At 53.4% G+C, this 13076-nt stretch carries 5 protein-coding genes; 2 read left to right on the top strand and 3 right to left on the bottom strand.

Annotation, left to right across the window (positions count from 1 at the left end; translation table 11 throughout):
- Both QU606_RS05835 and QU606_RS05830 read right to left on the bottom strand, forming a co-directional pair.
- Positions 1 to 462: a Panacea domain-containing protein gene (locus tag QU606_RS05835; RefSeq protein WP_304998203.1), complete on the bottom strand. Its 462-nt coding sequence runs from the start codon at positions 460 to 462 to the stop codon at positions 1 to 3.
- Between the two features lie 1686 nt (positions 463 to 2148).
- Positions 2149 to 2370, bottom strand: a complete 222-nt coding sequence (locus QU606_RS05830; RefSeq protein ID WP_003187522.1) for a hypothetical protein — start codon at positions 2368 to 2370, stop codon at positions 2149 to 2151.
- A gap of 1179 nt (positions 2371 to 3549) precedes the next feature.
- On the opposite strand from QU606_RS05830, the gene QU606_RS05825 reads away from it, so the two are divergent.
- Both QU606_RS05825 and QU606_RS05820 read left to right on the top strand, forming a co-directional pair.
- On the top strand, positions 3550 to 6636 hold the full coding sequence (locus QU606_RS05825) for an ATP-binding protein (RefSeq protein ID WP_304998202.1): 3087 nt from the start codon (positions 3550 to 3552) through the stop codon (positions 6634 to 6636).
- Between the two features lie 329 nt (positions 6637 to 6965).
- Entirely contained in the window at positions 6966 to 12101 is a 5136-nt protein-coding gene (locus QU606_RS05820) for a hypothetical protein (RefSeq protein WP_304998201.1), read from the top strand.
- 94 nt (positions 12102 to 12195) lie between these two features.
- On the opposite strand, the gene QU606_RS05815 is transcribed toward QU606_RS05820, so the two are convergent.
- A complete protein-coding gene (locus tag QU606_RS05815) occupies positions 12196 to 13053 on the bottom strand; it encodes a hypothetical protein (protein ID WP_304998200.1) in 858 nt (285 codons plus the stop codon).
- Positions 13054 to 13076 lie beyond the last annotated feature (23 nt).

Genomic DNA, 13076 nt, shown 5'->3' with positions numbered 1-13076 from the left:
TTATTGGGCTGCCGACATCTGTGTATAAAATCGACGAGTCAGTTCCTTGTCGATCATCTCATTGCATGACGCATCTGCAGGCAGCATGCCCCGGGCTGCCTTCCAAGGTTCTTCCTGATGCGTGAGCTGCTCCAATTCATAGCCCGAGAACCCACCAAAGACTTTGTAGACCTCCTTTAAGAAGTCGGCCGTCTCTCCAGCAAGGTTGGGGGCCGGAAGCTCTTCAGTGATGGGGTTCCAGCGGTAGTGGTTGAAACGGTGATAAATGCTTCGCACCACTGGGCCGTGTACCCAGGCTTCAAACTGATCAGGAATCAGTTCTTGGCCACTCTTCACCACCATATGCCAGGCGTCAGCATAGAACATCAGCTTTTGGAGCTTCAGCGGTGTCAGGTAGTCCCCGTGTTCTCTGGCGAAGTTTATAAGGTAGTTCGCCACGTCATTGGCGTTGCAAACGGCCATGATCCAATCACTCCTTGTATAAAACTTTGCGGATAGGCTTTGCTTACCCACAAATCTGGGCCGCGATTATCCATGCGTCAAGGTACAGGTCAACGCGCCTCGGTCAACATATAGTGTTCAGTTGGCAGTAAATGGCCGCTCCTTATGCGTTGCTCCCTCCTTATGATTTTTTGTAATCGAAACGATAGTTTCGATAGTGCAGGGTTTGGTGTTTCATTGGCATTACGTTTTTTTGGCTCCAGCACTGTCTTCAGCCTGTATCTGGTTGTGAGACGACAAGGGCGGTTTATTTGACGGCCCACGCATGGATCAAGCCTCAAACGTGTGTCCGACACCGGTTTCGTCTCATGCCTGCTCACATTCGCCAGCGATTCGGTAAACGCCAGGTAAAAGTAGGCGGGCCGAAAGCGCCGTATCGGTCTGAGGTCTGTCGCTGGTATCAGCGGCCACGGTGCGCTTGTTTGGCGGGCTGTCCACGTAATAAGTCTTAGACGCCCACCCTGCGTGGGTTTGGTCTGATGCCTATCTCGCATTCCGTCAAAGTGTGGTCAAAGTAATAGCCGGCGTCAGCGTGTTGGGATCTACACGGTGTGTGAAATTCAACACTCAATGCTGGCGCAGATCGAGATGGTCGCAACGGGCCGGGAGATCCCGGCCCGTTGGTTTGTTTTGGGTCTAGTCAGGCGGTCAGTGGAAACTACTGCAAAACCCTGGAATCTACGGTGGAAACCAACGCCTGGCAACCGTGGCTTTGATAGCGGGCGGACGGCCTGATGCGCTCCTTGGCGGTTGCGAATCTTGGCGCGAACATGCTGTTGGTACGCATCAGAATGCATATCCGCCGTGGGTATTTGACTTCGATGGTTTTCACCCATGCGGAGCGATCGCCCCCGATGGGTGATGTCTAACTGAACCCTTTGTTATGTAATCAATACCCTTGGCATACGCTTCGATCCGGCATGATTTCTCCCGCATAGTGCTTCTGGGCACACGCTGCGACATCCACTCCGTATGGAAGCGACAGATGCACGACTTCCCCGATGCCCAAGGAGCAGGCAGTATTGAATTCCTTATACTTACAGGAGCCAGGAGCGCAAATCCATGGGGGGATAGCTGAGTTTGGTTACGCCTTCCGAAGACTCTAGGACATACAGGCGCGGCCCTACACGACCGCACGACCGCAATCGGGACAGATCTATTTACGCCACCGAACTCCTCATTTTCACCATTTGGGCGGACAAGCAGATCACGTGGGGCACGTAACGAGAATGTCGTTAGGCTCAACCTAGAGCTGATGGCAGCTAGATGATCTGTGAGGTTGGCCCAGCTAGGGCAGCTATCCGGAAACTTCGGACAGTTCAAACCCAATGCTCACGACGAGCTGTCCACACCGTTAATCTCACCGCTTCAATGTGATTCCCCCGATCAAAAAACCTATCAACCAATCACCCACAAAAAAGCCCCAGATCTTTCGACCTAGGGCTTCTTCATCTCTATATATGGTGCCCCGGCGTCGTTTGAACTGGACAGTAAAAGGCCCGTGTTCATTGGGTGTGTTTGGTGGTGCTTCGGTTAGGCATACACGTGGGCATACACGGCGCTTCCTTCTGCCCTCTTATTCGAGGTATCCCCGTAGGGTAAAGCAACACCAAATGGTGGCTGATGTGTTGCCATCCAGCAGAGTAGTTACTTCTTCGTTCGACCTTCTGCCGCCAGTGAGGCGAGCGCAAGGGTGATGAATCCTGCATTTTCATCCAAGGTATCCAGTGCCCCTCGAATGTTCTGTGCCACTTCTGTAGATCCTCTTTGCTCAACCCAGTTTGACAGCTCCTCGATAGCTGCCCCCAGGGCCAGTTGGTTTTCATTCATGCGCTTGAGTAATGAAGCAAGCAAAGGGGTGTCTTCCATGATGTTATCCCGCCGTGTTGTCAGGTAGTCAATCTACCTCGAGCCAGTGGCATTGCATATCAGCTGTCCTCACCATCTGGTGATCAGAAATCACGCCGACCATCTTGATTCACTAGAGGCCAACAATGTGTTGTAGGGCCAATTTGGAAAGGCAGCATGAGAGCACAAACCCAGCCCCCCTCAAAAACTGGTGTAACCGGTGTTACGAGTGTAGCGCCCTTCACCAAATGCCCGGTTTCATTGGCTTTCACGGCTGTTACACAGCAGCGCTGCATCGCGTACATCGGATGTAACGCTGCCCGTGGGTGTAACGCTAAAGTCAGCATCCAGGTGTTGTGGCCAGGCGCTTTGCGCTCCAGCCTACCAAGCGAATTTCGCTGGCCCCGCCTCTCGATGAGAGGAAATCACGCCGGGGACCCTGAGAGGTTTCGCTTCACACGGGGCATGAAACCCGCGGGATCGAGTTAGTGGGAGGCGTGGGAAATTACTGAAATTTCAATCGTTGAAATTGAAAGGATTTTGAAGAAAAGAGGCCATCATTACCGGGCTGGTAACGATGCCCTCAGATCGCCTAAACGGTAGGGCAAATGCACAGGTGAACTGGAGTTCACCAGGTTCACCTGTTCACTAAGCTGGGAGGCTTCCCGCTAACACGATTCCGCGGGTTTCCTACCCCGTATCTAGTCAAATCTCCCAGGGGCCCTAGGGATTTTCAACTGGGGAGCGGTATAACCATGGCTCTATCGCTGAAGGTTTATCGCTTATGGGGTTGGGGGGGCTATAAATCGGTGTTACAGCGGCAACGATTAGTATCTGATTGATTTGTAAGTTTTTTTGGTTGCACATCTTTACGCGACAACAACAGGGTCGTATTAAAACCGGCACAGGTTTTACGTGGCCCGGCGATGCCTTCATCCTGCTGCCCACGTTGACAGGCGTCTGACTAAGCGCCGTTTGCGGCCAAAAGGAGTCAGTCTATGCAGCGCTTTATGCCATTAGCACGGGAGTCCTCTCAAGCAGTGGCTATTCACTAGTCGATTTTTACTATTTTAATTTCTTTGAAGGCGGGTTTTGGTGACCGTCATTTATGATAGTAGTCAACAGCCGTTGTGTATTTCTAGCGACAAAACAAAAGCTGCATAGTAAGGTGCGGAAAACCAAAATTTCGCGAGTTTATTTATGGCTGATCTGCTTGTAAGGCACCTGAAGGTGAAAGCTGAAGAGCACTCCGCTCTTCGCTCGTTGTATAGCCAATGGGATTTTGATGAAAAATTAATTCCCAAAGCATTGCAAACAATCGGAAGCTTGTTTCCTCATTACAGTCGCCATGATGAGTCTCATAGCAAACAGATACTTGTAAATATCGAAAGATTATTAGGTGATAACGTAAACTTGTTAACGGCCACTGATACTTGGTTGTTGCTTGAGTCAGCCTATTGGCATGATATAGGAATGGTTGTTCCGTACGACGACTTTCAAGATGCAATAGACGATCCGGAGTTTCAGGAGTTCGTTCAATCTATATGCGCTCAGCCAAATCACGAACTGCATTCGCTTGCTTGTGCCTTCACAGTCAAGGCTCACCCAACCTTGATTTTCGAGTGCAGCACTCCGTTAGAAATGGTATCCAAGTTTCGTGAGTTCATGGCAGAGTGGTTCCGAAGGAAACACCCTACGCGAGCTGAACAGATAGTGCGTGCACCAATGGCCACTGTTGGAATTAGTTCACCTCGAACGGAGCTTATTCCGGCCCGCCTTTTCAAGCTATTGGGTCGGATTTGCCAAATGCATGGAGCGCCTTTTGCAGATCTGATCTCCGAGAGAGGATTACCTTTCCGTGAGGCAGGCTTGGCACAAGATGATTGCCATCCACGTTTTGTCGCTTGCATGCTACGCATGGGGGACCTTCTAGATTTGGATGACAACAGATTTTGTCCAGTTATGCAGAGGATAGCCGGTGATGAAAGGTCGAAAGTCAGTAAAGCCCATGAAGATAAACATGCAGGGATGCGTCATCTGCGGATAGATCAGGAGCGTATAGAAGTAACCGCTGAATGTGAAACTATTGATGGATACTTGGAGGCATTTCGTTGGTTCGACTGGTTAAAGAAAGAAGTTCAGGATCAAAGGGCTAACTGGCGCGATATTGTGCCAAATAGGGAACTTGGTCTTTTGCCAATGCTAGGGCCTGTTTCCGTGCGCTTAGGTGGGAATCTGCAAATTTTAAAGGATGGAGAGCGGCCAGCATTCTCTATTGATGCTAATAAAGCAATCGAATTGCTTCAGGGTAACAATCTATACGAGAGCCGATTTGCGTGTGTACGAGAGCTCTTGCAAAACGCGGTGGATGCTACATTATTGAGAACTTGGCTTGCTAACAGAAAAAAATATGATGCGGAGTTCTGGGGGACTCCAGACAAGGAAGAATTGAGGGCTCTGTTTGGCAGTGCTGTGATATTTGTTGATCTAGTAGAGTCAGCTCATACTGAAACTGAAAAAAATAAAAAATCATTGTGGACTCTAACAGTTCGAGATGAGGGCACAGGTATTAGTCGTGAAGATCTCGAGTATATGCTCAGAATTGGTGGCTCACAAAACAACAAAGCACGCCAGCGTGAGATAAACCAAATGCCGGAGTGGATGAAGCCGTCCGGTACGTTTGGTATAGGGCTACAAAGTGTTTTTATGTTATGCAATGAAGTATCTATTTTAACGAAAAGTCTCTTCACGAACGAAATTTTCGATGTGACAATGTATAGCCCTACTGGTCCCGAGGAGGGTATGGTCGTACTTCGAAGATTGAGCGATGATATATCGTTCCCTCACGGTACAAGCTTCAAACTTACATTTGAGCTTGACGTATTTGCTAAGATTTGGTCAGAAAGCAGAAGTGTTGAGTCCATTACTTCCCAAGTGGTAAGCACAATGGATCCGGTTCTTGATGAAAGATTTCCTTACGAAGCCGCCAGTCTTGCAGACCAAATAATAGTATTTGGTAAGCATTCTCTTGTTCCTGTTCGGGGGAGCATGACTGCACTTCATGGTCAATTTGAGATCCAAAACACGGAAAGGGAGCTGGAGGGGGAACTCGAACTTAATCCATGGAAATTCATAAAAACGGAACAAGCGGAAGCGAAAATTTGGTACGAGCCGAATGTTGGTATTCATCCTTCTCGCTCTATGACGACGTTCTATCGCGGGCAAGAATTTGAGACCAAGCACGTCTATTTTCCTAGTGTTAGGATCGCAATTGACTTGATGTCGGGTAAGGCCGGAAGTTGGCTGAATTTCAATCGTGATAAGGCATCCTCAAGTGCGCGAGAAATGATTGAGAGTACGGTGCTGGCCTGCCTTCAGACTGCGGTGGAGGATGACCTGCGTGATTCAGGTCAGTGCGATCTTCTATCCAGCGTGCAGAAGCGCGCGGAGTACTCACATTTCCTTAAAAGCATGGCGCTTGCATTTCAGGGTGAATGGATCGCTATATCGAATCAGCTCGGCGACGCATGGCTTGATTGCACAATAGAGGGAAAGGATAAAAAATACCGAGACCTATTCAATCTATCAGATTGGACAGTCGGAATAAAACAGTCTGATCTTGAGCCAGATGAGAGAGGACGTGATTTATTTATCAGCGATGGAGGATACGGTTGCACGTTGAGCATCATATTGACTGAGTGGGTCAAAACTCCCGGAAATACGGTGAAAATTGCTGGGTCGGATTCTATATATAAGCAGATACCATCATTTGTAGGTCCTGAAAAAATTGGTGGTAGACAGCAGCGTGAACGAATTGAGCGTGCGCAGTTTAGAAATCACTATAGATTGAGAGGTGCGCCCCAAGAGCTTTGGGACAAGAGTGCCCTCGCTACTGAACTGGCGAGCACTATGGCATTGCTACATGGCAATCGAAGGTACTTGCTTTGCGTCCAGGATTTATTTAAGTCGCTTGCACTTAGTTCGGGTACAAAGATAAGAGCTAGAAAAATCTTTCCTAACTTGGTGGGCGAGGGCGACCAAATACTGCTTCCATTTTTATTTCTCGGTCACGCTAAGCAGAATGGCGTGACTGTGGAATCGACCCCGGCTCAAATCGACGCGTTATGTCGCTGGACTCAGAGCCGGCTATCTCACTCCGCATCGTTTGAAACTATTCGCTGTTTGTATGGTGATGTTATAAATTTTATCGATAATGAAGTTATGAGGCCAACTGTCTACTGGGAGCGTTGGAGGCGTGCTCGTGGCCTTTCAGAAGATAGTGTGTAAATGTATAGAGCGCTACTTGCCTGAACTGGCAATTAGTGTACCTATGAATGATAGCCCTCCCGGCGGGATAACACTTCGCGAGCGGCAGCTTTTAGCCAGAAGCAGCCGTTCGGATGTGCTTAGCGAACCCAATTCAGGCCCGAATCGATATGGCTTTGGGTAGGGAGTAGTCATCGGGTTGGTGCCTGAAAGCCGTGACTTGTCTTTGCGCCCATGCCAATGATTCGCAGACGTTTCTGATAATTCTAAAAGCTACAGCTCATTCGTGTGAGTTTGAACATAGGGTATACTTAGCGGATAAGTAGGACGACTATTCGCACGACGTATCGATGACGGAAATGGAACTCACATCAGAAATGGAACGCGGTTCAAGCCCAGCTTCGCGAGGTGCGGCCGGCGCTTATATTGAAGGTGAACTCGGCGCGCTCTATTTGCTCGCGCTGCTGACGGGCAATCGAGCGCCGGGTATGCCAGACGCTAGGGTTGTCAGCGTCCGATTTCAAGGTATCGAGCATGGTTTTAAGCTGGATGACCTGATTGTTTTTGGTGGGGGGGCGGCAGGCGACTCCATTCTCGAAATTCAGTCGAAGCGGGATATCACATTCTCTCCGGGGGATGGCATTTATCAGGACGTCGCCTTCCAGATCGCGCGGAGCGTGGTGGGTTCCGTTCCGGAGGAACGACACCTTCTCGGAATCGCGACGCAGCGAACAAGCCGCAAGATTTCCGGTGCTTATCAGGATGTTCTCAAATGGTCGCGGACAATGGAGAGTGCGACAGCTTTCTTGACTCGGCTTGGCGCTAGGGGGGTCGCGAGCAAGGATATGCGCGATTTCGTCACGACGACGCGAAAGCACCTGGTCGCAGGCGGTGCCGCCGATGAAGACGATGCGATCTGGCGACTGTTGCGGCGGATGCTCATCCTCGAGTTCGACTTCGAAGCGACGTCACCGATCACCCGAACCTATGGGCATGCCCTTGCACGAATGGCGTTGGCCGACGAGGACGTCGGCCGTGCCGAAGCGCTGTGGAGCCGGCTGGTCGACCTTTCAATAAAGACTGGAACTACCGGTGGTGAAGTCGACCGAACGGCCCTCATATCCAATCTCGCCGAGGCGGGGTTCCGGCTTGCTGGTGGCCGCGAATATGGTGAAGCACGAATCAGACTTGCCGAGCTCGCGCAGAATACGCTTGCCCATATTGGCGGGAGTCTGGCGGGGGTGTCCCTGCCACGGCTGGAAGCAGTCGCTGCGGTCGACGATGCATTTGAAGAGCATCGTTTCGTCGAGGTTCGAGGAGACCCCGGCGTCGGAAAATCCTGGGTACTTCGCCATCTCGCCGAGCGTTTTGCTCGCCACGCACCAATCATCGTCCTCGACCGAGATGCGACACCTCCGGGCGGCTGGCTGCCGTTTTCAAACGCTCTTGGCATCCCGGGATCAGCGTTTGAATTCCTGACCGATTTGGCCGCAAGTGGGGGGGCGATACTCTTCATTGACGGAATGGACATGTTCGATGATGTTGGGCGCCAGCGCACAATCGCTGAGCTTATGAGGGCTGCGAGCGCGATCCCGGACTTCAGGGTGATCGCCACCACGCGAACGGCCAGCAATGCCGATGTCAAACTCTGGCTTGACGATCAGATCGTTGCTGCAATGGGTGGTACATACTTGGTACAGGTTGGGCCGCTGTCGGAGGATGAGGTTGCGATCCTGGTCGATCAAGCGCCGGATCTCCGATCGCTGCTGGACCCGAAGCATCCCGCCGCCGGACTTACGCGAAATCTCTACCGTCTGTCCCGCCTGCTAAAGGTGCCTGGTGCTACAGGGGTCCGGACCGAAGCCGCGATGGCCGGTTTCTGGTGGCGGAGTGCGGACGGGGCGCCTGCGAACGAAGTTCGCGCCGCGCAACGGCTCGTGGCGACGCTCGCCGCCAGCGCCTTGCAGTACGAAGGAGGGCTTGAAGTTGCAGAAGATTCGGCGGCGCGTTCGCACCTGATCGGTACGCTGACACTCAGGGAGGTGCGGCGAGACTGGCTCGATTTTTATCACGACGTGCTGCGCGACTGGGCCATAGGCAGCTATATCGCAGAGCACCCCCAGCGTCTAGCAGCTCTGGACTTGAGTATACCGGTCTCACCGCGTGTTGCTCGCGGCATTGAGTTCTCCGCTCGCCTCGCGCTCGAGTCCGGTGCAGATTGCAGCGCATGGATCCAACTGCTCGAGCATCTTTCGGTCCCAGGGGCGCATGGCTCATGGCGACGTCAAGCGATCCTTGCCTTGCCGCGTTCAGAGGCCGGATACGAACTGCTCGAAAAGTGCAGCGCCGGATTACTTGCGGATGGGGAGACTCTCCTCGTTGAATTGTGTACGACGATTGCTGCGGTCGAGACCGTGGCGACGGCTGACCTGATTGTGAGGCCGGACGGGACTGAGGCCGATCTACCGCGCTCCTATCGGACCGATGTCACTGGATCCTCTCTTAAGGTGCTGCGCTGGGTGGTAGCGCATGCGTCCGAGATCTCGATGTCAGGGATCGGCGCGGTGCTCGAACTGATCAAGATACAGCTACCTCTCCACGAGCATCTTCCGATATTCGCCCGCCAAAGTGCGGTAATGCTGTTTGGCTGGCTACGACAACTTGATGTCCGCGACGCAGATGTGACGATCCCGGTTGGGCGGAAGCGCGGGCGGGCAGAGAGCGAGTGGCGAAGCAGCATGATCGAGCAGCTTCGCCTGATCGCTATATTGCTCGGAAAATTTGCGCCTGATGAGCTCAAGGCCTATCTGAGGGAGGTAGCCAGTGAGCAGAACAGTTATAAAGTCGATGAAATCCGACGACTTTCGAAAGTGATCGCGCCGGTTGCGCCCGCTGAGTTGGCGGAACTCGTGTCAGCTAGCCTCCTTCAGAAACGGGAGCGGCCCCACCGCGGTGACCGCATAATGAAACGGGCCTTCACCTTCGCCGACAGCAGCTACTTGCCCCCCTCGCCGGCGCAGCCCCCGTTCCTCGATCTATTGGAGTCCGCACCCGCCGAAGGGTTGATGTTGATACGGACACTGGTCGCGGAATCGATTGCGTTCAGCACCGACGCGAGGGTATCCGGAAATTCCGGCTTCACGGTCGATTTCGGCGACGGCCCCCGCTTCTTTCCTCGAGCCAACAGCTATCTTTGGTCGCGGGATCAATGTCGCGAATATTCGGTGGCCTCCGGGCTAAAGGCGCTGGAAGCTTGGAGCCAGCAAAGGCTCGATGATGGCGTTCCGGTCGACCAGGTGCTCGCCGACATCCTCGGGCCCGAAGGCAGTTGCGCAGCATATCTCCTAGTTGCGGTGGATGTGCTGCTCTCACATCTCGACGTGGCGCGTAATGCGCTGGCTCCGTTCATTGCTGCTCCGGAGTTGCTGACCACCGACCACTTGCGTTGGAGCTATGATCAAAGGTCCGGGATGGATCAGTTCGCTATCGGTAAGGAGCCAGAGAGTAAGGTCCGGCTCGCTGATTTGAAGGGGCGCCTGTCGCGACGCTCGACCTTGTTTGGGGTGGTGCATCTTTATTTAGGGGATGATCCCGTGGCAAACCAACTGCGCGAGCAACTAGGTGCCGCGGTCGCGAAACTTGAGCCCATTCAACCCTACTCGAACTGGGGGGACGTACGGTTCATCGCACGAGTTGCCAATAATAGGCTGCAGCAATCGAACTGGGCCGAGCTAGGAGACGGAAAACTAGGATATCGACCGCCCCCAGACGAGGTCGTGCATCTTGAAGCGATGGAGAGGCAGCGGGTCGCATTCGAGCGTTCGACTGAGATCGAAGCGCTCATCAGATTAGCGATTGATGGTGAGGGCAAATACGCTACCGCCGCGACGGCTCGCGACGCGGTCGCCTATGCGGGCGGTGACCTTCCCGACGATAGCGATACCGACTTTCTCAAGTCACGCTCAACTCGGCTGATCGCGACGGCCTTGCTGGTGGCTCGCGACGGTGATGACAGTCTCCTCGCTGCTGAGGAGGCGTGGGTCCGTCAGGTCGTTGCGATCGCGCTCGAGGAGTATTCCGATCGCAGCATCGGATCAACGGATGCGCTAGAGTACAATCGGCCGGCAATTGCCATACTTACTCTTATTCATATTTGGGCCCGAAGGGGGAGTGAGGCGGACCGGAACGCGTTGCTCCGGCTTGCGACGCGTGAGGATCGCAGTGCGGCGCCTGCATTCTCAGCCGGTCTCGGGCGGATCCTCAAAGTCGAGCCAAAGCTCTTCAAGGCCGCAATGCGTGCAGCGTTCGCAAGCTTGATTTGGCGTTGGAAGAGTGGCGATGAGGAAGACGGGGCAGAAGATATGCGCTTCGGCGCGGAGCGGGCCGCGGCGATCGATATCGCAGTCACAGCCGAAATTGCTTGGCTGGATGGAGAGTCTGAGCCTGCATGGCCGGCATGGCCTGAGGAGCGTCCAATTCTGCGGCGTGGCTCGCGCATCCAACTTTCTGGACTGAGCACGTCGGCAGAGTTCGGCGAAGACGAGACGATAAGGTCTGCGGTCGCCGAGCCGTCGTCGATTATCCGCATCAACAGTAAGGCGGCAGCACAATGGCTGGCTATGGTTCAAGCCGCGCCCAAGGGGCTAACTGATTGGCGGCAGGAGGTGATCGAGGCTTATGTCGGCTGGACCGCTCGGATGAACGGGTTAGGTCTACCCCTAGATATTGAGATCGAAGGCGATCCGCACGACTGGAATCTGCACTATTACACGCTGTTCGCCGAGCGACTGCTCGACAGCGCTGATGCGTCGTTTGAAGCTGATTTGAAACTCGTGACAGACCTGCCGGACAAGTCGTTTGGCGAGGTCGGTCAGACGGTCATCCATTCGGCCGATATGCTCTATTGTAATGATCCGCACCGATCGGCCACACGGCCTGCCGATTTGCGTTCCCGCTTGGCAAATAGGGTGATGACGCTCCAGAAATGGCGATATTCCGACGATCCGGCGAGCTCAAGAATTGACATGCAGAGCGGCGGGATCATCGCAAAGATAATGCTAAATACCTATAGCTCATTCAGTGGGACGTACAGCTACCTGCCGCCCAACCTGTTCGACCGCGTCGACCCACTCCTTCCTGGTATGAGACCTCTGCTTCCAGGCGGCCCGACGGCCTTCGTGGCGCTGTGCACGATGAACCTGCTTCTAGTTGCGACGCACGCGCGTCATATCGATTTCCTGCTTGAGGCGACCGAGGCTTGGTTTGGTCGCACGCAAGCAGCGGGACTATGGATCGACCTGGGCATCGGACGGAAGGTAGTCCAATGGCTGGAGGTGGCGATCATCCAAGAGCCGGGGTTGCTGGGCCCTGCACATCCATTTCGCGTCCGTATCGATCGTGCGGTTGGGAGATTAGTAGGTGTTGGCGTTGCCGAAGCCCATGATCTCGAATTGAAGATCGAAGCTGCGGCCTTAAGGCAAAAGTAAGAAAAAGACCTAACTCGATATGATTAGAAGTCGTACGTTTAAGCAAGCTGGAAGTTTGGAAAATAAACAGCCCGCGAGGGCGGGCTGATTGGGGTTAAGCGGCGAGTAAGTCCTCCAAGGAGATTTCACGGGCGACTGCGGCTAAATCGGAGCGCTGAAGCCTCGAATGGAAGGGGCCGAAGCGAGGTACTTCGAGTCCAGACAAGGCATCGCCCATCCCGCCTTTTAGGTAGCTGACGGCAAGTATCCTAGCGCCCAAAGCGAGCAGTTGCTCGGTCGCGGCGTTCCACTCCTCATCCAATGCAAACCCAACCGCGCTCAATGCTGACGCCTTGGCTTCATCTCCACTTTGGCGTGCATTCGTGATTTGGACGTCGAGGGTATCAAGCTCGACTTGAAGAGCACCGAGAATCAGGTCTTGCCTTCTGACCTGCTCGTCCGTTGTTGCCAGTTGCTTAGCGGCCTTTTGCATTTCGCAGCTTGCTGATTTTTCCCCCTCCGTATCACCGCTTGCGAGACTCTTGGCGTAGGACGTTGCAGCGTTGCGCTCGGCTTGTTGGGCCTTTTCCAGGGCTTGATCAGCTTCTGATTGAATCGCCTTAAACCGCGCACTCAAGTGCGCCCTTTTTCGCTCCAGCGCTTCTATTTCAGCAGTCGCATCGGACATTGCTTGGATGGATTCGACTTTGATTTGATCGTTTTTTTCCAGGCGTTCTAGGTGTTGAATCTTTCGGTCAATTGCTGCCAAGTCGTGTGGTATAGCTCGTATACGAGCTTCGGCACTAGATATTTTATCCGCAGCTTCGCTTGCTTCCGGGCTTCCAATTGGGTTGCCAACAGCACTGAAACCGCGCGGTGCGTTACGCCATTCGGTTTCCAGTTGCGGAAGGCTCTTTTCCAAGGTTTCCAGTTCTTGAATCAAGGCGGCTTGTTGCTGTTTTAGCTGGTTCATGTTGAGTTCCTAAAGGCGAGAGG

Source organism: Pseudomonas sp. OVF7 (assembly GCF_030644265.1).
Lineage (GTDB): Bacteria > Pseudomonadota > Gammaproteobacteria > Pseudomonadales > Pseudomonadaceae > Aquipseudomonas > Aquipseudomonas gorinensis.
Note: the sequence above shows the minus strand (reverse complement) of the source record. Positions and strands in the feature narration are given on the sequence as shown.

Coding starts and splice junctions, on each gene's coding strand:
- QU606_RS05820 (WP_304998201.1), top strand. CDS start 6,966: ATGACGGAAATGGAACTCACATCAGAAATGGAACGCGGTTCAAGCCCA.
- QU606_RS05815 (WP_304998200.1), bottom strand. CDS start 13,053: ATGAACCAGCTAAAACAGCAACAAGCCGCCTTGATTCAAGAACTGGAA.
- QU606_RS05835 (WP_304998203.1), bottom strand. CDS start 462: ATGGCCGTTTGCAACGCCAATGACGTGGCGAACTACCTTATAAACTTC.
- QU606_RS05830 (WP_003187522.1), bottom strand. CDS start 2,370: ATGGAAGACACCCCTTTGCTTGCTTCATTACTCAAGCGCATGAATGAA.
- QU606_RS05825 (WP_304998202.1), top strand. CDS start 3,550: ATGGCTGATCTGCTTGTAAGGCACCTGAAGGTGAAAGCTGAAGAGCAC.